The organism is Nocardia barduliensis, assembly GCF_013315795.1.
Taxonomy (GTDB): Bacteria; Actinomycetota; Actinomycetes; order Mycobacteriales; family Mycobacteriaceae; genus Nocardia; species Nocardia barduliensis.
Genome location: NZ_JABLTE010000052.1, coordinates 1 through 23,607, shown reverse-complemented (window position 1 = coordinate 23,607; position 23,607 = coordinate 1). Strand labels below are relative to the sequence as shown.

Below are 23,607 nucleotides of genomic sequence, written 5' to 3'. Positions count from 1 at the left end.
ATTCGCGAAGGGGGCTGTTCGATGTCGTCACCGGCAGGAGAGATCGGTGAAACCATGGCCGGAAGACTGGACGCGGGTCTTGCTACGAATTTGCTCGATGCGACCCAGGCGGCGGAGGGATTCGTCCGGCCGCGCCCGTTAGGCTGTGTCAACGTGGATACCGTTTCGCTGTCCGGCAAGGAACTCGCCGCCGCCGTCAACGCCGATACCAAGGCCCGCGCCGCCGCGCTCACCGATGGCGGCGCCGCCCCGCGCCTGGCCCTGATCGTCGCGAACGACGACCCGGCCAGCGCCTGGTATGTCAACTCGCTCCGCAAGGCGGCCGAACGGCTCGGCATCACTTGCGACACGGTCGATCTCGGGCCGGAAGCCGGTGTCGCGCAGATCCGCGCCGAACTGACCGCGCGCGGCGAGGATGCCGCGACCGACGCGGTCATGCTGCAGACCCCGCTCCCGGCGGGTATCACGCTCGACGACGTGAGTTCGGCGATCGTCGCCGCCAAGGATGTCGACGGCGTGAGCCCGCTGTCGCTCGGCCTGCTCGCGGCCGGGCTGGACGGTTTCGTTCCGGCCACCTCCGAGGCCGTGGTCGAGCTGCTCGACCATCACCGCATCCCGCTCGCCGGTCGGCACGTCGCGGTCGTCGGCCGTTCGAACGTCGTCGGGAAGCCGCTGGCTCAGCTGCTGCTGGCGAAGGACGCGACCGTCACGGTGTGCCACTCCCGCACCGCCGACCTGGCCGCCGTGACCGCCGCCGCCGACGTGGTCGTCGCCGCGGCGGGCCGCATCGGCCTGATCTCGGGCAAGCACGTCCGCGAGGGCGCGGTGGTCATCGACGTCGGGACCAACGAGGCCCCCGACGGCAAGATCGTCGGCGATGTGGACGCGGACTCGGTGCGCGGCAGGGCCGCCGGGCTCAGCCCGGTTCCCGGCGGCGTCGGCCCGGTCACCACGGCCCTGCTCATGCGTCACGTCGTGATCGCGGCCGAATCGCGCTGAGCGAGCGCTGTTCGCGCACGCGCGCGATGGCGCGCATGACCGCGGCTGCCGGTTGCTCCGGTCTCCCGAGCTAGCCGGACAGGCCACTTGCTCGAGCGGTGCGCGACGAGCTTCTCAGGCGCGCGTGATGGCGCTGATGAGGGTGCGGTCGCCGTCTTTGGTGGTGGTGACCAGCTGCGGGTTGTAGGTGACCGGCTGCTGCCCGGGGCGATGCTCGGTGATCACCACGATGTATTGGCCCGCGAACGCTCCCGGCGTGATCGCCACGCAGTGGGCGGTGCCCGCCGGAATGGTGTCGATGCCGCGTTGGATGGCGTCGGCCGTCTGGACGGCGGCATCGGCGGTTGTGGTGGCGCGCACCTGCTCGCCGGACCTGGTCACGTAGTACGCGTGCTGGAAGGCGAAGATCACCGCGGGCCCGGAATCGAAGCCGCCCACGCCGTTGCCCTGGATCCGGTTGCCCACCCGCTCGGCGGGGCACTGGGCGACCGGCGCCGCCGGAGCGGTGGCCGGAGCGGACGGCGCGGGAGCGACGGCCTGCGGGTCGGAGCCACCGGTCCCGAACTGCATGTAGGCGGCGAAGGCCAGCGCGGCGAGACCGAGCGTGCCGAGCAGGGGCACCGCCAACCGCCGTCTCGCGGGCGGTGCGGGGGAGCGGTCGATCAGACCCGAGAATTGATCCTCGTACCGGTCCGGATCGGGCTCGGGTGCCTGCACGGGGACCGGCTGCTGCGCAGCCGCGGCCGGTTGATCCACCCACGCGGCCCACTCACCGCGATAGTCCTCGTCGCTCGCGGGCGCTTGTCCCGGCCCCCTGGTGCCGTACGGATTGCCGCGGTCATAGCCAGGTCGTGCGCTCATCTCCGGTCGATCCATTGCCCCGCCCTTCATCAGGTTCCCGCCAGGTTATCCGCATCGCCACGATGCGGGAACGCCTCGCCGGGTTCACAATTGAGCCGTCACCCCCCGCGGATGATTCTGCCCTTCGGCTGCTCGCGGATTCCCATCGGTGGCCTCCCCCGGCCATGGGGAACCGGAGGTCGGCGTCACTGCACGAGGGTCAGCCATTCGTGCCGCGGATAGTGGGCGGACATGTACGTCCGGAGTGTCGTGCGCTGGGCGTCGTCCAACTTCGGCCAGGTCCGCTCGAGATCCTCGCGATCCTTCGGTCTGGACTGCTTGACCTTGAAGATCAGGATCAGTTCGGGGTTGAGATACCGGATCCCGTCGGCGGCGATCCACGTCACCTCGTCCAGCGGGGCGACCATGGAACGATCGCGCCGGTTGACCCATGCCCCGTCCTGCCCGGGATTGAGCAGGAGATCGATCAGCCAGGGCGAGCGGGCATCGGCTCGCAGCCAGACCTGGTCGGCGCTGTCGGCCACGTCGGGGAAGCGGTCGTCGACCGGGCGGATGCCGTCGGGTCCCGCCGACCAGATATGCAGGCGGCCTCGTGCCGCGGTGCGCAGGGCGGGCAGATCGGCGCGGAACATCGCGACGTCGACGTCACTGTGCTCGCGCCGGGTTCCGGTGAACGCGTCGATCGCCCAGCCTCCGGCGACCCACCACGGCGCGGCGACGTCGCCGAGGATCTCGCCCACATCGGCCGGCGTGACGCGTGCCCATGGCCCCCAAAGATCGTGGAACGCTTCTTCTTCCGCGTCCCGCGGCGATGGAATCGGAAACTCGCGCACGCGGTGGCCCTCCCGTCGGGTATGTCCTCCGACGCTACCCGGAGGAGGGCGCCGCTCACCAGTGCGTGACGACCGGGTCGCCGATGCCGATCGTGTGGTAGACCCATTCGGCGTCGGCGGGGGAGAGGTTGATGCAACCGTGGCTGACGTTCGCATAGCCTTGCTGGTCCACCGACCATGGGGCCGAGTGGATGAAAACCCCGCCCCACGTGAGGCGTTCGGCGAACTCGCCGTTGATGACGTAGCCCTCCGGCGAACTCAGCGGAATGCCGATGGTGCGGGAGTCGAACACGATCCTGCGGAACTTCTCCAGCACGGGCCAAGTGCCGGTCGGCGTCTCGTACCCCGGCTTGCCCATGGAGGCGGGCATCGTCCGGACCACCGTGCCGCCCACGGTGACCGTGAACGTGTGCGCCGACATGTCGGCGTCGCCGAAAACGCCCGCGTTGGTGCGGAATTCCGTGCGCGTGCCGCCGACCGAGACGAGGATGGCGGCGTCGGCGGGCAGGAACCCGGTCGGCGTCCACACCACTTCGCGATCGTCGGTCCACGCGAAAGTGCCCGGCAGTGGCCGGGTGGTTCTGATATCGATGGATTGTTCCGTCTGCGCGCGGTCCGTGACAGGTGCGGCGAAACGAACGGTCACGGGATGAGCCACGCCCACCACCTGGCCGTTCGAGGGTCCGATCGCCGCCACCGCGGGCGTCGACGGCTTCGCGATCATCGCCGCTGCCGCCGCGCCCGACCCGAACGCGGCCAGCGCCACGATCACGGTCGCGAGGAACAGGTACCGAATGGCGCTCCTCATGGCGTCCACCCCTTCGAGATGGTGTGGTAGGCAAGGAACATTCTAGGCCCCCATGATCAACTCGGCCACGGATAGAACTGGTCCGCGGTCCGCTTCGATCGGGCACGCCCACCACAGACCGCGTACCCGGTCGAGAGCGGTCGAAACGGGGCTGCGCCCCGGAGGGCGATGATCCGTCAGCGGGAGGGGCCGACGGACAGCGGTTCCGGTTCGGCCGCCGCTCGCGCGTCGAACTCCGCTCGCGCGGCGAGGATTCGGTCCTGATGCTGCACAGCCCACACGCCCATGGCATGACTGATCGCGCCGATGCTGGTGCCGAGTTCGGTGAGCGAATACTCCACGCGCGGCGGCACCGTGGGATAGACCGCGCGGCGCACCAAACCCTCACGCTCCAGGTTGCGCAGCGTTCGGGTGAGCATCTTCTGGGTGATGCCGTCGAGGCGGCGGCGCAACTCGTTGAAGCGGATCGGCGCCCCCTGGTCACGCAGGACGCCCAGGACCAGCATCACCCACTTGTCGGCGAGGACGGCCAGGACCTCCCGTGCGGGGCAGTGGTGCAGGTAGCTCTCGACCAGACCGGCAGCTCCGGCCGGGTGACAAGCAGTATCCATCGGGTACCTCGATATCAGAAAGGTGCCTTCTATCGGAAAGGTACCAGGTGCGCGGAGAATCGGTGCATGCTCACGATCAGGCAGGACAGGTTCGGTGGCCCGGAAGTGCTCGAAGTGGCCGAAGTCGATCGGCCGCGGCCCGGCCCAGGCGAGGTGTTGGTGCGGGTCGCCGCGACCAGCGTCAACGCGGCCGACTGGAAAGTGCGCGCCGGACTGGTCGGAGGGCTCGGCGATCCACCGTTGACGCTGGGCCTCGACGTGTCGGGTGTCGTCGACGAACTCGGCCACGGCGTGGACGGGTTTGCGGTCGGAGATCCGGTGTACGGCATGGTGTTCGGCGGCGCCAACGCGGAGTACGCGGTGGCGCGGGCGCACACGCTGGCGCCGAAGCCGAGGAACATCGACCTGGTCCACGCCGCCGCACTGCCGACGGCGGCGCTGACCGCATGGCAGGCCCTGGCCGCGCTCGGCGCTGGACAGCGCGTGCTGGTGCACGCGGCCGCGGGCGGCGTCGGGCATCTGGCGGTGCAGATCGCCAAGCATCGCGGGGCGTTCGTGATCGGCACCGCGCGTACGGCCAACCACGGATACCTGCGCGGGCTCGGCGCCGACGAGGTGATCGATTACACCGCGGTCGATTTCGGGTCTGTGGCGCGCGATGTCGACATCGTGCTGGACCTGGTAGGCGGCGAGTACGGAACTCGCTCGCTGCGGGTGCTCCGTCCGCACGGCAGGCTGATCGATACCCAGGGTTCGGACGCGGAAGCCGACCCGCGCTACGAGCGTTTCCATGTCGAACCCGCCGGGGTGTCACTGCGAGAGATCACCACGATGGTCGAGCGCGGTTACCTGCGGGCGACGATCGACCGGGTACTCCCGCTCTCGGAAGCGGCGCGGGCGCACCGGCTCAGCGAATCCGGGCGAGTGCGCGGCAAGATCGTGCTGGTCGCCTGGAATCCGCCGGCCTGAGCGCCCCGAGTCGACCGTCGGCGCGAGCTATTTGCGAACAGCGTGCACGACGTCGGCGTGCAGTGCGTCGGCTCGCGCGGTGAGCTCGTCGATCCGCACCAGGACGGGAGCGAAACGGTCGCCCTCGGCGGCAGGCAGCGATGCCACGTTGATCTCGATATTGAGCTGCGAGGTGGTGGCGGCGGCACGGCACGCGGCGGCGGCCGCGCCGATGTCGGTGACGACGTTCGGGTTCCCGATCGGGAACAGCTCCGCGGCCAGCGACAACACCTCGTCGGCTTCGTCGACGACCGCGGCGGGCACGCGGGCGGCCTCGATCAGCGCGGCCTCGACCGCGGCGGCGCGGGCGGCGAGCTGCTCCGGTGTCTCCTTCGGCAGCCTGTAGGCGGCGCCGACGGCCGTGAACGCGGCGGCGTCGGCGTCGGCCAGCGCGAGCGCCCGCGCGCGGGCCTCGTCGGCGGCCTCGATGATCCGATCGACCACCGGGCGGTTCTCGGCGTCCTTGGCGCGCGTGGTGTAGCGCGCGACCATCGCCACCAGCGCGGCAGCCTGCGCGGCGTGCAACGCGGCCACCGCGCCACCGCCCGGTGCGGGGATCTTGGCGGCCAGATCGCTCAGGTACTGCGCGAGCGCGACCTCACCGAAGGACGGCGCAGTTTCCGTGGACGACGTGCTGGTCTGCGACACGAGGATGTTGCCTTTCGTTCTACGGTGAGGACCGGACTACCAGGAGAACGCTACCCCGTGGCGCCGATCGTTCGGCCGGGACCACGCCTTGCCCAGAGCGTTCACACGGTGGCCGGTGCGCGCCGGGACCCTACCCGCCGTTATGTTGAGTGCCATGCGGATCGGATTGAGCATCAACTACTCGGGGGGCTTCAAAGAGGCGGCCGCCGAAGTCGCCGACCTCGAGCGGGCGGGCCTGGATGTCGTGTTCGTGCCCGAGGCGTACTCGTTCGACGCCGTGAGCGCACTCGGCTACCTGGCCGCCAAGACCACCCACTTGCAGCTGGCCTCGGGCATCCTGCAGATCTACACCCGCACCCCCAGCCTGACCGCGATGACCGCGGCAGGTCTGGACTTCGTCTCCGACGGGCGCTTCCTGCTCGGGCTGGGCGCCTCGGGCCCGCAGGTGGTCGAGGGCTTCCACGGCGTGCCCTACGACGCGCCGATCGGCCGCACCAGGGAACTGGTGGAGATCTGCCGGAAGGTCTGGCGGCGCGAGCGCCTGGAATACCAGGGCAAGCACTACCGGATCCCGCTGCCCGCCGGGCAGGGCACCGGCCTCGGCAAGCCGCTCAAGCTGATCAACCACCCGGTGCGCGAGCGCGTCCCGGTGCTGCTGGCCGCGCTGGGTCCGAAGAACGTGGAACTGGCCGCCGAGATCGCCGAGGGCTGGCAGCCGATCTTCTTCCTGCCGGAGAAGGCGCGGCAGGTGTGGGGCGACTCGTTGGCCGCGGGTCTGGCCAAGCGGGACGCCGTCCTGGGCGATCTGGACGTCTACGCGGGTCCGGCGCTGGCCATCGGAGACAACGTCGAGCCGCTGCTGGAATTCGTGAAGCCGCATCTGGCGCTCTACATCGGCGGCATGGGCGCCAAGAGCAAGAACTTCTATCACACCCTTGCGACGAAGTACGGCTACGGCGCCGAGGCGGACCGCATCCAGGAGCTGTACCTGGCGGGGGAGAAGGAGGCCGCGGCCAAAGCGGTCCCGGACCAGCTGGTCCGGGACATCTCCCTGGTCGGACCGGCCGGCTACGTCAAGGAACGGGTCGCGGCCTTCAAAGAGGCGGGCGTCACGGTGTTGAACGTGGTCCCGATGGCGGCGACGGCCGCCGAACGCGTCAAGCTGGTCGAGCAGTTGCGCGAACTGGTGTGAGAAATGCCGCTGCCGCCGTCGGCGACGCGACGGCGGCAGCGGCTGGGGTCGTCATCTCTGCCGGAGCGCCGCCAAGGCGTCCTCCAGCGTCGAATGCAGCGCGAACACCTGATCCAGGCTGGTCATCTTCAGCTGGCGGCTGGTCGCCGGGCCCTCCGCGACGACCGCGATCGCGGTGGTCGCGCCCGCGCGCTGGTGGGCTGCCACGAGCGTCGCCATGCCTGCCGAGGCGAGGAAGCTGACCGCGGTGAGGTCGATGATCAAGGCCGCGGGTTTGCCGCTGAGAATGGCATCGATCGCGTTCTCCAGCGCTGGAGCAGTCGCCAGATCGACCTCGCCGGCTACCGTCAGCACCGTCGCGCCGTCGTGCGCCGCGACCGTGGTGGTCATCGTGTCCGCGAGGGGATACGCGTCTCCGGAAGTGTTGGTCACAACATCACAACACACAAATCGCGGCAGATTCGCAACCTTTGAGTGTTCATAGAGCTAACCATACCGCGTTCGCGGACCGGCTTTCCTGGGCGGCGGCTACGGCGGCAGGTCATCGACGCCCCTGTGCGAGCGGGTGGGCGCTCGAACCGTTCTACTCCGACAGCTGATCGTTGTGAGCGGCGTCAAGGGCTGGGTTCGTGGGCTTTCGGTTGATTCCACCGTCGGCATCCCGGTGGCGCGGCGTGTCTTGTGAGGCCGCAGGTGATCGGGTGTGCGGGTCGAGTGCGTTCCGGAGTTCGCGGAGCGCGAGCACGGCCCGTCGGCTGGAGCGCAAGAGTTCGGTCAGGGCGCCGGGAATCAGGGTGGCGGCCTGCACGATGAGGACGAGTGCGCCGATCGTGGCGAGGATTTGGGTGGTCACGGGGCAACCATCGGCGAGAATGGTCGTTCGGTGCATCCGGTGACCGGGCTCGCCCGAATGCTGCTGGCAGTCCGACCGCCACAACGCTTTGCGCCGAACGCACCGAACACCGAACAATGCGGCTCGACACAGGGGGTGGGAGATCACCGTCGATCCGGGCACGGTCACAACCCGTGCCGAACTTCGAGCAGCACTGCGACGTCTGCACGAACGCCGTGGCCTCAGCTACCACGATCTGGCCGCGGACTCGCAGGTGTCCAGCGCCACGTTGCACGACACCGTCAACGGCACGAGCTTCCCCCAGTGGAAGACCCTGCGCGAGATACTGCTCGCCTACGGCATCGCCGCGGACGCGCTGGAACCATGGCAACGAGCCCACGCACGGGCCGCAGCAGGCCAGGCGGCCACTCGACGCCGTACACGCACTGGATCGGGCGCCGATCGCGCTCTGGGACAACCGTTGGAGGAGGTTGCCGACCCGTTCGTCTTGGAGGTCCATCGCCCGATCACCGTCGGCTCCCGATCCGCCCTGCCGCCGCTTCCGCGATATGTGCCCCGCGACCACGACCGGAAGCTGGCGGAGGTCGTGCAGCGGGCGCGCGGCGGAGTGAGCGCGATGGCCATCCTGGTGGCAGGGTCCTCGACCGGGAAGACGCGGGCATTGTTCGAGGCGCTGGCGCCGCTGCGCGAAGCCGGTGGCTGGCGATTGTGGCATCCGTCCAGCCCGACCCGGCGAGAAGCGCTGACCGAACTGGGGCGATTGCGCCCGCGGACGGTGGTGTGGCTCAACGAAACCCAGGAATACCTCGGGGCCACAGCGGGAGGCGACGAACACGCCGCGGTCGCCCTGCGCGACCTGCTGGCCGACAGCGCGCGAGCGCCGGTGCTGATCGTGGGCACCCTCTGGCCGACTCATCTCGCGAACCTGTGCGCTGTCGCGGGATCGCAGGCACGATCGCTGGTGGAAGGCAGCGTGATCAAGGTTCCGGATTCCTTCACCGGCGCCGACCTGGAAGCCGTGCGTACCGCTGCTCAGGGTGATCCCCGCCTGACCATGGCGCTCAGGCGCGTCGACGACGGCCGGATCGGCCAGTATCTGGCCGGCGGTCCGGAGCTGGTACGCCGTTACGAACTCGAACTCACCTCGGCCGCACGGGCGATCGTGCAGGTCGCGATGGATGCCCGCCGCCTGGGCTACCGCAGCTCTTTGCCCCACGCCTTCCTCGAAACCGCGGCGCACGCCTATATGAGCGACCAGGACTGGGACGCCCTCGGCGACGACTGGTTCGAACGAGCACTCACCGAGACCAGCCGAGATTGCCGCGGAGCCCGCGGACCACTGACCCGGATCCGGCCCGCCCGGCCCTCTCCCGCGCCCGTACACCTGTCCACGAGAACCTCGTCGGCGGCAGCGGCCCGTTCTACCAGCTCGCCGACTACCTCGAGCAGCACGGCCGCGCCACTCGCGCCGCGGACATCCCCCCGATCGCGTTCTGGGAAGCCGGCGCCACCCACGCCCACCCGCACGACCTGGCGACACTCGGGCGAGCCGCCCGGGACCGGGGCCTGTACCGCGACGCCGCCCAACTGTGGAAGAACGCCACCCACCACGGCGACATCGACGCCGCCGCAGAACTGTTCAGCACAGTCCGAGCCGTGCACGCTCACGAACAGCGACCAGCAATCTGGGCCGTCACCGAAGTCGCCGTCGAAGACGCGATCGGCGTAGCCCACCTGATGCGCCAATTGCGGGCAGCACGACTGATCGGCCCACTCGAAACCCTCGCGGCTCGAGCCGCCATCACAACGATCCTCCACCGCGCGTCTGCCGTGACGGTACTGCTGAACGAGTTGCGAGAATCGCGACTGACCGGCCACCTCGAAACCATCGCGACCCGCGCCGCCGCCGAAGTCGCCCTCGACCACACGAACCACGTGAGGCAGCTGTTGGACGCGCTGCGGGCAGCGGGGCTGACCAGCCAATACGAAACGCTGGCGAGCCGCGCCGCCGCCGAGGCCCCCTTCGATGACATGTTCGGCGTAGTCCGGCTGCTGGAAGGACTGCGGGCAGCAGGACTGACCAGCCGATACGAGACCCTGGCGGCCCGCGCCGCAGCCGAAGCGGCCCTCGACGACACCGTCGGAGTGCGCGGGCTGCTTCAGGAACTGCGGGCAGCTGGACTCACCGGCCGATACGACATCCTCGCGACCCGCGCCGTCACCGAAGCGGCCCTCACCAGCACCATCGGCGTGCGAGTGCTGCTGGAAGAATTGCGGGTGGCTGGCCGGACCGGCCATTACGAAGCTCTCGCGACTCGCGCGGTCACCGAAGCGGCCCTCGGTGACACGGCCGAGGTGGGCTGGTTGCTGAGGGAATTGCGAGCGGCAGGCCGGACCAGCCACCTCGAAGCCATCGCGACGCGCGCGGTCACCGAAGCCGCGCTCGGCAACGCTTACGGTGCCGCCCTGCTGCTGTGGGCATTGCGGGAAGCGGGGCTGACCGGCCAATTCGAAACTCTCGCTACTCGCGCCGTCACCGAAGTGCCTCTCGGCGGTATGAACGGCGTGAGCGTGGATCTGCTGCGGGAGTTGCGGGGCGCGGGACTCACCGGCCCACTCGAAACCCTGACGACCCGGGCCGTCGCCGAAGCGGCGCTCGGTGACACGCGCGGCGTAGCAAGCCTTCTGAGGGCATTGCGGAGAGCAGGACTGACCGATCAGCTCGAAGCAGTCGCTACCCGCGCCGTCACCGACGCCGCCCTCGGCGACACCTTCGGCGTCGGCGCCCTCGCAGAAGAGTTGTGGGAGGCACGATTGACCGGCCAACTCGACACCCTCGCGGCTCGCGCCGTCACCGAAGTGACGCTCGATGACACAGGCCGCGTGAGCGGGCTGCTGAGGACACTGAAGGCAGCGGGACGAACAGATCTACTTCGAATCCTCGCGGCCCGATCACCCGCAACCGAAGCGACCCTCGGCAACGCGATCGCCGTGATCATTTTGCTGAACGGGCTACAGGCCGCAGGACTGATCGACCAGATCGAAACCCTCGCGACCCGCGCCGCCATCGAAATACCCCTCGACAACCCCGTCGGCGTGAGCGAACTCCTGAAGGAATTGCGGTCAGCGGGACTCACCGGCCAATTCAAAGCTCTCGCAACCCGCGCCGCCACCGAAATGCCCCTCAACGACAGGCACGGTGTCGGCGAGCTACTGCAGCGATTGCGGTCAGCTGAGCTGACCGACCAGCTCGAAACCCTGATCGCCCGCCTCCCAGCCGCCGGAATGTTCCCGCTACTACTCGATACGACCGAGCATCCGGGTGACTTCCGATACGGACGAGAACCCGATGGCGAGCCCACCGCTGCGTGGACCTGGGACGACTTGGCGTGATCGCCGTGATCGCCGTGACCACCGGCGCATGCGGCTCAGTGCGCCGCCGCGCGATCGCGGACCGGCGGCGGTGTGCTGGGCAGACCAGGTGGTGATTGTCAGATGTTCAGTGGAGCGGTGGGTGGGAACATGACCGGCAATTCGGTCAGCGCCCGGTGGAAGGGGCCCGGTCGCCAGTTGGGTGTCCGATTCGGGAGGTTCGGGGTGATCTCCGGCAGCGCGTCGAGGAGTTGGTCGATGGCCTCTTGCGCGATCAGGTAGGCCAGGGACCGCGCTGGGCAGGCGTGCGGGCCGAGGCCCCAGGCCAGGTGGGAGCGGTTGCCGGTCAGGTCTCCGGTGCGGATCGCGGGATCGTTGTTGCAGGCGGCCATGCTGATGACGACGGGTTGGTGGGCGGGCAGCCAGACGTCATCGATGAGGATCGGATGGCGGGGGTAGGTGATCAGCAGGTTCGCCAGTGGCGGGTCGTTGAACAGGACCTCGTCGAGCGCGTCGCGGGAGGACAGGTTTCCGCCCAGGTAGCTGTCACCGAAGCGCTCGTCGGTGAGGATCAGCAGGAGGGTGTTGGCGATCAGGTTCAGCTGGAATTCGATCCCGGTGCCGTAGACCTGTGACACGTGGTGGGAGGCCTCTACGTCATCCAGCCGGGCGGGATGCTGGAGCAGTACCGAGGTGATGTCGTGTTGCGGTTCGGCGCGTTTGAGCGCCACCAATTTCATCAGGGCCTCGCCGAGCATCTGGTTGCCCTTCTCGGCGTCGACACCCTCGAGGAGGGCGGCCGTACCGGCGGCGACCTGCTCGCCGATCTCCGGTGGGCAGCCGAGCAGATAGTTCACGACTTCGAACACCAGGGGGAACACGTACTGGCGGATCAGGTCGGCGGACCCGTCCCGGCAGAACGAGTTGATCAGCGGGACGGCGAGTCCCTCCACGACGGAGTGGAGGGCATACAGATCGACCTCATCGATGCTCGCGGTGATCGCCCCTCGGTAGCGGGTGAAGTCCGGCCCGGTGCTGCGGCTGGCCATGGGCCGCCACTCCAGGAGCGGCAGAATGGGGCAGTCGGCTGGAATGTTCTTCTGCCAGGCGCGCGGGTCCGCGGGAAAATGTTCGGGATCATTGAGGATCCGCACTGCGGTGCCATAGCCGATCACCAGCGTGGCGGGTACGCCGGGCGCCAGCTCGACCGGAGCCAAAGACCCGTAGCGCCGGCGCATTTCGCGGTAGGCCCGGTGCGGATCGGCCGCGAACTCGGGCGAATACATGGGCATCCGGGTGACGTCGGAATCGATCGGCGACCCGTGCGCGACCGGGCACGAACGATCCGAAAGCTGAGATTGCGGCGTACTCAAAGAGCGAACTCCAAACTGATTGGCATGTGTACCTGACTGCTGGATCACCGCTCCCTGCTCGGACACCGCATCGGAGCGAGTTGCCGGGTCTGCGCCGGAACCGGTCGATGGTATAGCGCACGAGGACGGTGATCGTCAGCGCACACGAAATAAGCTCCGCGGCTTGTTCGCCGGTGCACGAGGCGGCCGGACTGTCGTCCGGCCGCGAGGCGACGATGGTTAGCCGAAGGAATCCGTGTCAGACACCGAGGGCGTCGAGCGAATCGTGATCATCGATGGCCGTGGTGATCCGCTTCAACAGCGTCAGGCAGGTCTCCACGGGCTGCATCTTGGGCTGATACGCCGCCCTGCCGATCGTGAACGCCCAAGCCGCGTAGGCGAACATGGACTGCTGCCGGTACGCCAGCCAGGCGTCGTCGAAGGACGGGGCCTGGCCGCCGAGGGCGCCGAGCTCGTCCAGGTAAGCCGCCAGCAGTTCGCGGTCCCACGCCCGCCGGTCCTCGGGCTCGCATCCCGAGTTGACGGTGTAGGCGAAGTCGTGGGCCCAGCCTCCCCGCATCACTACCTGCCAGTCGACGAAACCCATTCGCCCCGCGCCGGTCCGGTAGGTCTGGCCGATGTGCGGGTCACCGTGCAGCAAGGTCTGGGGCATCTCGTTCGTCGCCATGTCGATCGCTCGCTCGACACCGGCCCACAGCCGTTCGGCCTGGCCGTGCAGGGCTTCGGGAACCACTTCCCGCGCCCGGCGCAGACCGACCTCGCAACGCTTCTTCATGTCGATGGCGGCAAGGTACGCCTGGAGCGCCTCGGTCGTGGTCTTGAGGTCGGTGATGGACGGGTGGTTCCAGAAAGTGCCGTGCAGCCGGGCGAGATTGCGCACCAGATCCTCGATCTGGTCGCGGGCGACCGGTGCGTTCGGCTCGATGAACCGCGCGCCGCGGGTCGAGGCGACATCCTCCATCAGAGCGATCGATCGCCAGGAGGCCGCGTCGGCGGCGCCCCAGTAGCCGAACGGAGCCTCGATGTCGACCCGGGGACGGAAGTCCCGGAAGAAGCGGGTCTCGCCGTCGATCATCTTGCCGCCACCGAGCAGAATGCGTTGGGCGAAGGCGGTCGTGGTCTTGGCGAAGAGATCGGTCGGCAACTCCGCCTGCTTGCCCGCCTCGTTGTACTGCACGCGAATCGCGAGGCGGGTGGACGTTCCGCGGCTGCCGTCGGCGGTCTCGAACGAGACCACCTCGGCCTCGGGTACGTCGCGGCACAGGACAGCCGTCAGCCACTGCGGGGTGACAGTCTCACCGGATACCGGGACATCCTCGACACGCCGGGCTTTCGGCCGAAATATGGTCTCGCCCAGGATGTGGGCGCCAACCGTGACAGACCGTCCGAGCAACCAGAGCTTGTGGTTCATACGTTTGCCTCGATTCGGAGTACGACATGACCGCCCGAGCAACCGGATCGCCAGCGCGCGGGTCCGCAGGACAGTAACCCACACACTCGAAAATGTTGTATCGCTACGAGTTTGCGATGCCGTGCCGTGATCGTCGCCACCGCTCTATCGCGCGCCCGATGTCGGTCGCGGGTGGCTCGTGGTAGAGCCACTCCCGTGCGAGGCGATGCCAATTGTTGGTGACGTGCAGCTGGCCGAGCGCGGCGAAGGTGAACAGGTCCGCGCGGCGCGAGAAGACATGTTCGGCCGGGAGCAGTTGGTGGCGCATACCTCTGAACTCGGTGACCCGGGGGTCGACGGCGAGTACGACTGCGCCGGTGGCGATCTCGGGGGTGATGGTGATCTCCTCGTCGAGCAGATGCCATCCCGCGGCAGCCCACACGTATTGCAGGCATTCCTCTTCGGTGACGCCCGCGTCCGGGTCGATGATGCCGCGTCCGACCCAGGCGTCGTACAGGTCTCGGGCGCGGTGTTCACCGGCGGCCCGCAGGCACGCGCGCTCGAAGTCGACGTGCACGGGGTCCATGTGGTCGTAGAGCCCGAAATCGACGAACGCCAGCCGGCCGTCGGCCGCGAGCAGGATGTTGCCAGGATGCGGGTCACCGCAGAATTCGTTGTCGCTGAACAGCGCGCTGATGTAGAAGCGGTAGATCAGCTCACCGAGGCGATCGCGTTCGGCCGCGGGCAGCGCCCGGATCTGCCGGAAGTCGCTGCCTTCGACGAACTCCGTGACGAGAACCTTGCGCGTGCAATGCTCCTCGATGCTGTCGGGGACGGTGACGAAGGGATGGTCGCGGTAGCGCATCGCCACCCGGTGCTGGGTCCGGGCTTCGCGTGGGTAGTCGAGTTCGTTGCCGATGTTGCGGGCGATCTCGTCCAGCACGGCGGTGTCGGCGGCGCTCGGCAGGACGGATTTCCACAGCTTGCCGATCAGTTCCAGATTGCGCATGTCCGCGTGGATCGCCGCGTCCACCCCCGGGTACTGCACCTTGACCGCGACGGTGCGTCCGTCGCGCAACCGCGCCCGATACACCTGCCCGATCGACGCCGCGGCGATCGGTGTCTCGTCGAAGTCGGCGAATATTCGCGCCAACGGCCCGAGGTCGTCCTCGATGACCTTCCGCATCGCGGCGAACGGCACCGCGGGCGCGCGATCACGCAGTTCGGCGAGCTTGGTCCGGAACAGTTCACGGTGCGATTCCGGCACGAGGTCGACCTCGAGCACCGACAACATCTGCCCCAGCTTCATCGCCGCGCCCTTCATGCCGCCGAGCACCGTGACGAGCTGCTGCGCCGTCTGCAGCGCCGAGCGCTCGGCGAGAACGCGCCGGGCTTCCTCGGTTCTGCCGATCATCGACAACCGGGTCCCGACACCGCGTACGGCCTGCCCGGCCGCCAGGCCACCGAGGCGGCCGCTTCGGGTCAGCCGCCCTTTGGGTACCCGTCCGGGCATCGCGTGCACCTCCATGCGCATCCGTGCCGCGGATGCCGCACGTCCAGTATTTCTCGCATCCCGACCGCGGCTTGTCGACCACGCCGCCGTCGGGCCGGACACCGCCGCTCAGGCCGGGCGGCGGGTGCCGGCCGGTATCGCGCTCGGGATGTCGCCTGCGGCCGAGGCGACGAGCGCCGAGCGCAGGTACCACAGCCCTCTGCCGTCCGCGGGGTCGAGGCCGGTGAGCTGCGCGATCCGCCGCAGCCGGTAATCGACCGTGTTCGGATGAACGTGCAGTCGCCGGGCCGTGCGCAGGCGGTGCATGCCCGTGTCGAGATGGGTCCGCAGTGTTTCCAACAGCTCCGGATGGTCCAGCAGCGGGGCGAGGTGTGTGCGGAGTCGGTCTCGTCCGACCCCCGGACGGGTCAGTTGATAGTGCAGCGCCAGCTCGGGGAACCGGTACAGCCCTGGTCCGCGCCCCAGCTGCTGCACCGTGTCCAGCAGCTCGTGCGCTTGCCCGGCGGCGGCGGAGACGTCGTCGGGAGCCGCGGACACGACGGTGGCGGTGACCGGCACTTGCGCCGCATCGGACAGTGTCTCGACGACCTCGTCGAGGCCGGAGGCGGGGGGAGGGGTGCACGGGATGAGCACGGTTCCCCCGTCGACCGACAGCAGCGACAGCGCCCGATCGTCGAACAGGACCGCGAGGGCGGCTTGGAGGCGGCGCAGCTTCCGCCGCGCGACGACCTGCCTGTCGAGCCGGGGATGGCTTTCGTCGGGATGCGCGGGCACGGCGAGAGCGAGCACGAAATACTCGTCGGCGAGGGGTATTCCGCATTCACGGGCCATCGCGGAGGTCGCGTGCCCACCCAGCAGCGCCGAGGTCAAAGTGTGCACGGCGGTGTGGTGTTCGGCGGCGATGGCCTTGTATTCGCGGACGTAGGCCTTACCCACAGTCGCCGACAGCAGACTCGACAGCTCCACTACGGTGGCGGCGCCGGTGGCGATGTCGACGGGATGCGTGGAACCTCGGTCGGTGAACAGCAGGTCAAGCCCGAATTTGAACCCCACGTGAACCGCGTGCAGGACAGCCTCGACCGGGATCCCCTCGCGCGCCCACCGCGCTGCCGCGGCCTGCAAGCAATCGATGCGATCCGGCACGGCATGCCCGTCCAATCGGTGGATCGCCCACTGCAGGCACGCTCGGACCACCTCGGTGACGTCGGTGCCGACCGCGCCGCCCGGCAGCGTCCGGCAGGGCGCCGCCGCGTCGACGACGTGCGCGACCACTTCGCGCGCCAGCCTGTGCACATCGTGCGGAGGCCGGGTGGTCGGCTGCCCCTCCGGTTCGACAGCGGGATGGGCGATGCTTTCGATCATCACGTGGGACCTCCTCGTCACCGCACAACGGCGGCCACGTCCAAACTCGAACCGGCCCCCCGAGAACAACCGGGCGGCGCCTGGGCGTCACGCGTTGTTCACTCCGTCATCAACGGTAATCCGAGTCCTCTATCAGCTACTACTCCGTTTTGGGCAAGTCGTTCTGCGACCACGAAACCACCTGTTGACCAGCAGTAACAGGGCGCGTAACACCGAAATCGGGGAGTATTTCGGCGCCGAAACCTGGTGAGGTGCTCACTTCTTCGCGCCATACCGATCACCGGACGGGCACTGGCCGGCTTCGCCTGATCGGCGGGGAAGTGTGGCGTCCTCGTCGGCATCCGGCCGTGCGGTTCACGGGCGACGGCAGGTGGCATGGCTGCCGTGCCATGCCACGCATCTCATACGGCGTTGGCCTCGGCTTCGGCCGCTATCCACGCGCCGATCATCCTTGCGGTCATATCGATCGCCTCCGCGCGTGCCCGGCTGTCGACATCGAGGGCTGACGCGCGCAGGACGGCCGCGAAGCCGGTATTGATGAAGACGAACGTCATCACGTCGTACTCGTGATCGTCGCCCGGGCCGAGAACCTGGATCAACATCACCTTGACCAGCAGACGTAGGCGCGGCTCGAACTCCGGGATGCCGCTGCTGTAGAACTGCACTCCGCCGACCAGCGCACGGACCAATTGCGCGTTCGCGACCAGTTCGGCGGTGATCACCTGCAGGATGTCGGTGATGATCTGCTGGATCGGTTTCTCCGACAGATTGAACACCTGCTGTGTGAAGCGGCGCTCGATGGTCTCGAGCAACCGCTCGAGCAACTCCTCGACCAGGACCGCGCGATCCGCGAAGTACCGGTAGACCGTGCCGATGCTGACCCCGGCCTCCACCGCGATCCGGTTGGTCGAGGTTTCGGCGATGCCACGCTCTCCGAACAACCGCGCCGCCGTGTCCAGGATGTGCTCCCTGGTCGCCTTCGCGCGCTCCTGCCTCGGACGGCGGCGCTGACCGACAGCCTTCGGCGGCATCACGCACTCCCGCTGGTCAATGAAAATGAGCGACGCTCATCTTACGAGCACATGTGCCGCCACCGAAGCGAAATCCCGAGGTCGAGCCGGACTTCGGGAACGAGAGCGGTGGTGTGCCCGTCTCACGGCTGGTGCAGCGTCGCGGCCAGTGTCGCCAGGTCCTGGTGGATCGGTCGTCCGTGACCGGGCACCAGGATCCGCGCCTGCTGGCCGGTGAGGGCGTGAGCGCTGGCGAGGGTTCCGGTCGCGTTGTGATTGAACACTTTCGGTAACAGTTGCGGTCCGGTGTGGCGCGAGAGGGGATGACCGGTGACCAAGGCGTCGCCGGAGAACAGGACTCCTTCGGAGGGCATGAGGTAGGCGGTGTGCCCGTCGGTGTGGCCGGGCGTCGGGACGGCGACGAAGCCGCCGGGTAACGCGGCCAGGGTGGCGTCGTCACCCGTGGTGGCCGACGGAATGCTGGTACCGATATGGCCGCGGACCGCTCGTAAGGTCTGGATCACCCAGCGGGCGCCGCGGCGGGTGAGCAGTTGCCCGGCCATTTGCGCCGGCGTGATCTGTTGCAGGTATTCGCGTTTGGCGTGCCTGACTTCCTCCGCGCCGGTGTAGACGGGCATCCCGACCTGTTCGACAAGGGTGGGGATGGCGCCGATGTGATCGAGATGCGCGTGGGTCAGCAGCACAGCGGCGATATCGGCGAGCTCGTGTCCGATCTGACGCACGGAACTCAGCACGGCCTCGGTGTCGGCGGGATATCCGGCGTCGACGACCGTGACGCCGGAACCGTCGCTCACCAGTGCCCAGTTGACGTTCGTGCCGGCGACGACGTAGACGGAATCGGATACCTGGTCGATGTTCAAGCGCTTGTCCTCACTGCTGGATTCGATGGTGTGGGCCGAACGCCCCGTCTCAGGCCCATAGACGACTCGTCGTGGTTATTCCACCCGAAGCTGGCAATACGGTTCGTGAGAGGTGAGGATCATGAGTCTATTTCGAAGTGCTGATAGGTATCGATGGCGTCGTACCGGGGGAGCGGGCCGCAGGCCGTGGCGCGGCGGTTACGGCAGCCGGTGGCGGAGCCGGTACGGCGCCGGTTGGCGCCGGCGAGGCAGTCGAGGGCCGCGCGGACATGCGCGAACCGGCGGGCTGGCAGGGGCCGCGCGATTCGGTTTCATCGCGCGCGGAATCGCCTACATCGTCATCGGTATTCTCGCGTTCATGCTGGCTGTCGGCACCGCGCAACACGAGCCGAGCGCGGGCGGAGCGCTCGCCGCCCTGGCCGGTAAGCCGCTGGGTTACCTCCTGCTCTGGATTCTGGCGCTCGGATTCGCCGGCCTGGCCGCTTGGCGGCTGGCGCAGGCCGCTTCCGCGCCCGCGGCCGGCGCGAACGGACTTCGGTTGCGCGCCTTGGCACTCGGTCTCGCCTACGCCGTAGCGTTCTTCGTCATCCTTCGGTTCGTCGTCGACGGCCGGACGCCGCCGCCCGGTGACGCCGTCGCCCGCGATGTGACCGCCCGCATTCTCGGCTGGGACGGCGGACAGGTGGTCGTCCTCTTGATCGGCCTTGCCCTTCTCGCTCTGGGTGTCCTGATCACTTTGCGGGGACTTCGTCTCGCCTTCGTCGATGACCTGCGCATGGGCTGGATGACCCAGGCGTCGCGGGAGAGCGTGATCTGGTTGGGCCGGTTCGGTTACCTGGCGCGTGGCGTGATCGTGGTGGGCATCGGACTGGCCACAGTGGTGGCGGCCGCGAACTACGAACCGGCCGACGCCAAAGGAGTCGACGCCGTACTGCACGACTTCGCCGACAGCGCTTTGGGGCCGTGGCTGCTCATCGTGGTGTCCCTCGGCCTGATGGCGTTCGGCGTCCTGTCGTTCCTCCAAGCGAAATACCGGCGGACCTACGGAGGCGTACCGGTGTGAATCGGCGGGTGCCGCTTCCGCTCTGCCGCGCCGGGGGCGGCACCCTCCCTTGGGTAGGCGGCCGACTCGAAGCAGCCTCTATCTCTGATAGCTTCCGGCCCGTGAGCAAGATTCCGACAGTGGCGCAAGAGTCTCGATTCTGGGGCCTTATCGAGTCGGCGTGGGAACGGGTCGGCGCCGAGCCGAACACGCTGCGCAAAGCCTTGATCGACCGGCGGAGCGACGATTCGGCGTACGCCATCGACAAGCATTTGGACGACTTTGTCGGCCATTTGCGCGTCCTGAGCGAACGACTGTCGGGCGAGGAGTTGACCGCGCTGGACCGGGTGCTGGAGCGAAAGCTGTTCGACCTCGACCGTTCCGACATCCAGGAAGTGACGGACGGCTCGGATGACGGCTTCTTGTACTGTCGCGGTTTCATCGTCGCGATGGGCCGAGACTTCTTCGAGGCCGTGGCAGCCGACCCGGAGGTGGCCGTACTCGACGCGGAGTGCGAGGCGATGTGCTACTTCTTCGCGCACCTGCACCAGGAGCGGTTCGGCGTCTTTCCGGACACCGGTTCCGGCATCTCGCGTGAGACGGCCACCAATCCGGACGGTTGGGCCTGATTCGGCCGAAATCATCGGTTCTCCGCCCGGCATATCGGCCGGGCCGTCGCGTCACCGGCCCGACGCGCTGGGTTCCGGCGACCGGTCACCCTCGGTCGCCGGTACCGCGGCGGTAACCCGCCGCCTTCTCAGTCGTGGGTCGGTTCGACCGGTGGCAAGTGCTCGGGCAAGTGGCCGGTCGCCATGAAGACGGTGCGCCTGCCGACTTCGACGGCGTGGTCGGCGAATCGCTCGTAGTAGCGGCCGAGCAGGGTGAGATCGACCGCGGCGGCAGTGCCACCGGTCCAGTCGTCGGCGAGTATCGCTGCCAGCAGTCGCTGATGCAGGTGGTCCATGGTGTCGTCCTGGGCGTCGAGCTGGGCGGCATCGTGGGGGTCGCCGGAGGTCAGCACCGCTGCGGCGCCGGTGGCCATGGCAGTGGCCGCCGCACCCATGCTGGACACGAGCGGGCGCACCGTTTCCGGGACCGCGTGCTCCGGATGACGGCGGCGCGCGACATTGGCGATGTGTTCGGCCAGCGCGGCCATCCGGACCAGATCGCCGACGAGCTGGATGGCGGTGACCACCCGCCGCAGCTCGCCGGCCACCGGCGCCTCCAATGCCAGCAGGCTCACCGCCGTGTGCTCACAGTCCTCGCGCATGGCGTCGATCTCGTGGCAGATATCGATCGCCTGTTCGGACAGCTCCAGATCGGCGCCGAGCAGCGCGTTGGTGGCGGCGGCGATCGCGTTGCGGTTGCGCAGACACATCGCCTGTAATCGCTCGGCGAGCTGATCGAGGTTCTCGTGGAAGCGAGTCCGCATCCTCTCATCCTCCACCAGCGCGTCAAGCCCTGCCCGGTCGGCGTCGAGCCGCGCGTCGTCGCGAGGCGCTCGCCCACACCGGCGGAAAGCGGCCTCAGGGCCGGAAGACCGAGCGGATGCAGCCTTCTTCTTTGTTCTTGAAGATGTCGTAGCCGTGCACCGCGTCTTCGAGCGGCATGTCGTGGGTGATGAGGTACGAGGGGTCGAGGTCACCTTGCTGGATGTAATCGAACATCCGGGGCACGTACCGCTGACCATATTGCTGGGCGGTGCGAATGGTGAGGCCCTTGTTGGTCACGACGCCCATGGGAAACTTGTCGGTCAGCCCGTAGATGCCGAGCACCGCGACGACGCCGCCTTTCCGGCACGCGAGAATCGCTTCGCGCAGCGGTGTCGCGCGGTCGGATTCGAGGCGGAGCAACTGTTTGGCGCGATCGTAGATCTGCTGGAGTCCGGTGCCGTGTCCTTCCATCCCGACCGCGTCGATGCAGGCGTCCGGACCGCGGCCGCCGGTGCTCTCGCGCAGGCTCTCCTGGACGCTGTCGACAGCGGTGTAGTCGATCGTCTCGGCGTCGAACTGCTCGCTCGCCATCCGCAGTCGCTCGGGATACCGATCGATGACGATGACCCGATCGGCGCCGAGAAGCCGAGCGGTGTGCCCCGCCATCAGTCCGACGCCGCCGCTGCCCCACACCGCGACGGTGTCCCCGGGATGGATGTCGCAGAATTCGGCGCCCATCAGCCCGGTGGGCACGGCATCGGACATGAAGAGGGCCTGCTCGTCGGTGATCCCTTCCGGTATCCGGAAGCAATTGACGTCACCGAAGGGAACGCGGACATACTGCGCGTGGGATCCCTGGTAGCCGCCGAAGGGGTGGGTGTACCCGTAGATTCCGCCGGTCGGATAACCGAAAACAGGTTGTTGCAGTGCGCCGTTCGGATTGGTGGTATCGCACAGGGAATACAGTTCGTGGTCGCAGTACCAGCACGATGCGCACCCGATGAAAGACGGGACGACAACGCGGTCGCCCACCTTCGTGGAGGTGACCTCGGCTCCGGCTTCGACCACCTCACCCATGAACTCGTGTCCGAAAACGTCGCCTTCCCGCATCCCCGGCAGATAGCCGTCGATGAAGTGCAGGTCGGACCCGCACGTCGTGGTCAGACGGACCCGCACGATGACATCGTGCGGATTGACCAGGACGGGGTCGGGGACGGTCTCCACGGCGAGGTCGTTGACGCCGTTCCAGCAGAGCGCGTGCATGTCTCCTCCTGTTCACCGAGCGGAATCGCGAGCGCTCGGATTGTGGGCCAGGGTGGGCATTTCGCCGGTCTGCAGCCGGGCACGGGCCCGGTAGAGGGCGGTGAAGGTCGCCGCGCCGGTCAGGACGTCCGGTAGCGGCGTCCGCGCCCGCATCGTCACTTCGGTGCCGAGGTCACGCGGCGCGTCCCGGAAGCGCAATTCCAGCTCCAAGCCCGGCGCGGACGAGGTGTCGTCGTCCGTCGAACCGACGAACCGCAAACGTCCCTCCTCCTCGTCGTGCAGCGTGGTCTTCCAGGTCGTGCGTCCGTCGGCGCCCGAATGCAACGTCCACTCGTAGCTCGACGGACCGGTGGATCGGACCTCGGCGACATCGCCCAGGACCTCGGACAGGTTCGCCGGATCGCGCCAGAATCGCTCCACCTCGGCTCGGGGGCGGGCGATGGTCACGGTTTGACTGCTCGAGTAGCTGCTCGCCGACTCGAGTACGCGCCCCACGAGATCGCTCAGTAGGTGTTTGGTGTCATCGATGTAGTGCACGGGCCCTCCTCTCGCTCTCCCTGGTCCGTATCGCATCCGGACGCGCAGGAAAGTGCCGTCCCTGCCGTCCGCGGCCACGAGTTGTGTGTCGGTCGCACAGGAAGCGGAGCCGTCGCCGCTGCGCGTTCCTATGCGGTCTCCGAGCGGCTACCCGGCGACGAGCACGCCAAACGTTGGTGATGCCCCCGTGACGGACCCCCGAGGCGACAGATCGGTCCTGGTAACCGCGGGGGCGGACAGCTCGCTCAGCGACCGCGCGGGCACACACCAACCGGTGAGCTCCCCGCGGCCGCAGCGTTCGGTGTGTGTGCAGGCGGCAGCGAGCGCCGCGCACGGACTATCGCGACAGTGCCGTGCGCGGCGCGGTGATCAGCCGGCGGTGGCCGGATCAGCCGGGGAGGTCGTCCACCCCTGCGGATTCGTTGCGAGACAGGGTGATGCCCAGATTCGCCGCGGTGCGATCGAGATCGTCGTCGTCACCCTGGTGCAGTTCGATCGCGGCGCCGTCGGAGGACAGCACTTCGACGTTGAGGCACAGGGACTGGAGTTCTTTGAGCAGGACTTTGAACGATTCCGGGATGCCCGGTTCCGGGATGTTCTCGCCCTTGACGATCGCTT

24 protein-coding genes are annotated in these 23,607 nt (G+C 68.2%); 7 read left to right on the top strand and 17 right to left on the bottom strand.

Annotated elements, in window-relative coordinates:
* Positions 1–153 precede the first annotated feature (153 nt).
* Entirely contained in the window at positions 154–999 is an 846-nt protein-coding gene (locus tag HOV91_RS22070; RefSeq protein ID WP_174187314.1) for a bifunctional 5,10-methylenetetrahydrofolate dehydrogenase/5,10-methenyltetrahydrofolate cyclohydrolase, read from the top strand.
* A 114-nt stretch (positions 1,000–1,113) separates the two neighbouring features.
* Here the strand turns inward: HOV91_RS22070 and HOV91_RS22065 are convergent, their stop codons facing one another.
* The 4 genes from HOV91_RS22065 to HOV91_RS22050 form a co-directional block, all read right to left on the bottom strand.
* On the bottom strand, positions 1,114–1,860 hold the full coding sequence (locus HOV91_RS22065; protein WP_174187313.1) for a DUF8176 domain-containing protein: 747 nt from the start codon (positions 1,858–1,860) through the stop codon (positions 1,114–1,116).
* A gap of 185 nt (positions 1,861–2,045) precedes the next feature.
* Positions 2,046–2,693: a nucleotidyltransferase domain-containing protein gene (locus HOV91_RS22060; RefSeq protein ID WP_174187312.1), complete on the bottom strand. Its 648-nt coding sequence runs from the start codon at positions 2,691–2,693 to the stop codon at positions 2,046–2,048.
* Between the two features lie 55 nt (positions 2,694–2,748).
* Positions 2,749–3,501, bottom strand: coding sequence for a L,D-transpeptidase (locus HOV91_RS22055; protein ID WP_174187311.1), 753 nt, complete (start codon positions 3,499–3,501; stop codon positions 2,749–2,751).
* A gap of 176 nt (positions 3,502–3,677) precedes the next feature.
* Positions 3,678–4,112, bottom strand: a complete 435-nt coding sequence (locus tag HOV91_RS22050) for a winged helix-turn-helix transcriptional regulator (RefSeq protein WP_174187310.1) — start codon at positions 4,110–4,112, stop codon at positions 3,678–3,680.
* Between the two features lie 66 nt (positions 4,113–4,178).
* On the opposite strand from HOV91_RS22050, the gene HOV91_RS22045 reads away from it, so the two are divergent.
* A complete protein-coding gene (locus HOV91_RS22045) occupies positions 4,179–5,081 on the top strand; it encodes an NADP-dependent oxidoreductase (protein ID WP_174187309.1) in 903 nt (300 codons plus the stop codon).
* A gap of 27 nt (positions 5,082–5,108) precedes the next feature.
* Here the strand turns inward: HOV91_RS22045 and HOV91_RS22040 are convergent, their stop codons facing one another.
* Positions 5,109–5,768 (bottom strand): cyclodeaminase/cyclohydrolase family protein, encoded by a 660-nt coding sequence (locus HOV91_RS22040; RefSeq protein WP_174187308.1) that lies wholly within the window; start codon positions 5,766–5,768, stop codon positions 5,109–5,111.
* Between the two features lie 154 nt (positions 5,769–5,922).
* Here HOV91_RS22040 and HOV91_RS22035 point away from each other — a divergent pair, with 154 nt between their 5' ends.
* Positions 5,923–6,960, top strand: coding sequence for an LLM class F420-dependent oxidoreductase (locus HOV91_RS22035; RefSeq protein ID WP_174187307.1), 1,038 nt, complete (start codon positions 5,923–5,925; stop codon positions 6,958–6,960).
* Positions 6,961–7,011: 51 nt separating this feature from the next.
* On the opposite strand, the gene HOV91_RS22030 is transcribed toward HOV91_RS22035, so the two are convergent.
* Both HOV91_RS22030 and HOV91_RS22025 read right to left on the bottom strand, forming a co-directional pair.
* The gene (locus HOV91_RS22030; RefSeq protein WP_174187338.1) at positions 7,012–7,350 is read right to left on the bottom strand and encodes an STAS domain-containing protein; all 339 of its coding nucleotides are present in this window, start codon (positions 7,348–7,350) and stop codon (positions 7,012–7,014) included.
* 193 nt (positions 7,351–7,543) lie between these two features.
* Positions 7,544–7,813, bottom strand: coding sequence for a hypothetical protein (locus tag HOV91_RS22025; protein WP_174187306.1), 270 nt, complete (start codon positions 7,811–7,813; stop codon positions 7,544–7,546).
* Positions 7,814–7,901: 88 nt separating this feature from the next.
* Here HOV91_RS22025 and HOV91_RS22020 point away from each other — a divergent pair, with 88 nt between their 5' ends.
* Both HOV91_RS22020 and HOV91_RS22015 read left to right on the top strand, forming a co-directional pair.
* Positions 7,902–9,542: a helix-turn-helix domain-containing protein gene (locus HOV91_RS22020; protein WP_174187305.1), complete on the top strand. Its 1,641-nt coding sequence runs from the start codon at positions 7,902–7,904 to the stop codon at positions 9,540–9,542.
* A complete protein-coding gene (locus HOV91_RS22015; RefSeq protein ID WP_174187304.1) occupies positions 9,470–11,206 on the top strand; it encodes a hypothetical protein in 1,737 nt (578 codons plus the stop codon). Before HOV91_RS22020 ends, HOV91_RS22015 begins: the two co-directional genes overlap by 73 nt.
* A 98-nt stretch (positions 11,207–11,304) precedes the next feature.
* Here HOV91_RS22015 and HOV91_RS22010 read toward each other — a convergent pair whose 3' ends face one another.
* The 6 genes from HOV91_RS22010 to HOV91_RS21985 all read right to left on the bottom strand — a co-directional run bounded on the left by HOV91_RS22010 (position 11,305) and on the right by HOV91_RS21985 (position 18,714).
* Positions 11,305–12,558 carry a cytochrome P450 family protein gene (locus HOV91_RS22010; protein ID WP_174187303.1) on the bottom strand — a complete coding sequence of 418 codons (1,254 nt, stop codon included), beginning with the start codon at positions 12,556–12,558 and terminating at the stop codon, positions 11,305–11,307.
* Positions 12,559–12,796: 238 nt separating this feature from the next.
* Positions 12,797–13,969, bottom strand: coding sequence for an aminoglycoside phosphotransferase family protein (locus HOV91_RS22005; protein ID WP_174187302.1), 1,173 nt, complete (start codon positions 13,967–13,969; stop codon positions 12,797–12,799).
* A gap of 103 nt (positions 13,970–14,072) precedes the next feature.
* Positions 14,073–15,461: an ABC1 kinase family protein gene (locus tag HOV91_RS22000; RefSeq protein WP_174187301.1), complete on the bottom strand. Its 1,389-nt coding sequence runs from the start codon at positions 15,459–15,461 to the stop codon at positions 14,073–14,075.
* Between the two features lie 108 nt (positions 15,462–15,569).
* On the bottom strand, positions 15,570–16,823 hold the full coding sequence (locus tag HOV91_RS21995) for a PucR family transcriptional regulator (protein WP_174187337.1): 1,254 nt from the start codon (positions 16,821–16,823) through the stop codon (positions 15,570–15,572).
* A 401-nt stretch (positions 16,824–17,224) separates the two neighbouring features.
* Positions 17,225–17,854 carry a TetR/AcrR family transcriptional regulator gene (locus HOV91_RS21990; protein WP_174187300.1) on the bottom strand — a complete coding sequence of 210 codons (630 nt, stop codon included), beginning with the start codon at positions 17,852–17,854 and terminating at the stop codon, positions 17,225–17,227.
* A 122-nt stretch (positions 17,855–17,976) separates the two neighbouring features.
* The gene (locus tag HOV91_RS21985) at positions 17,977–18,714 is read right to left on the bottom strand and encodes an MBL fold metallo-hydrolase (RefSeq protein WP_174187299.1); all 738 of its coding nucleotides are present in this window, start codon (positions 18,712–18,714) and stop codon (positions 17,977–17,979) included.
* Positions 18,715–19,000: 286 nt separating this feature from the next.
* Between HOV91_RS21985 and HOV91_RS21980 the strand changes: the two genes are divergently transcribed.
* A complete protein-coding gene (locus tag HOV91_RS21980) occupies positions 19,001–19,777 on the top strand; it encodes a DUF1206 domain-containing protein (protein ID WP_174187336.1) in 777 nt (258 codons plus the stop codon).
* Between the two features lie 101 nt (positions 19,778–19,878).
* Positions 19,879–20,385 carry a DUF4240 domain-containing protein gene (locus HOV91_RS21975; protein ID WP_312884732.1) on the top strand — a complete coding sequence of 169 codons (507 nt, stop codon included), beginning with the start codon at positions 19,879–19,881 and terminating at the stop codon, positions 20,383–20,385.
* Between the two features lie 128 nt (positions 20,386–20,513).
* Here the strand turns inward: HOV91_RS21975 and phoU are convergent, their stop codons facing one another.
* The 4 genes from phoU to HOV91_RS21955 form a co-directional block, all read right to left on the bottom strand.
* Entirely contained in the window at positions 20,514–21,188 is a 675-nt protein-coding gene (phoU, locus tag HOV91_RS21970) for a phosphate signaling complex protein PhoU (protein ID WP_174187298.1), read from the bottom strand.
* A 94-nt stretch (positions 21,189–21,282) separates the two neighbouring features.
* Complete coding sequence (locus tag HOV91_RS21965) at positions 21,283–22,452, bottom strand: zinc-dependent alcohol dehydrogenase (RefSeq protein WP_174187297.1); 1,170 nt, start codon at positions 22,450–22,452, stop codon at positions 21,283–21,285.
* Between the two features lie 12 nt (positions 22,453–22,464).
* Positions 22,465–22,989: an SRPBCC family protein gene (locus tag HOV91_RS21960; RefSeq protein WP_174187296.1), complete on the bottom strand. Its 525-nt coding sequence runs from the start codon at positions 22,987–22,989 to the stop codon at positions 22,465–22,467.
* 388 nt (positions 22,990–23,377) lie between these two features.
* On the bottom strand, positions 23,378–23,607 hold a 230-nt coding region (locus HOV91_RS21955; RefSeq protein ID WP_174187295.1), incomplete at its 5' end, for a hypothetical protein.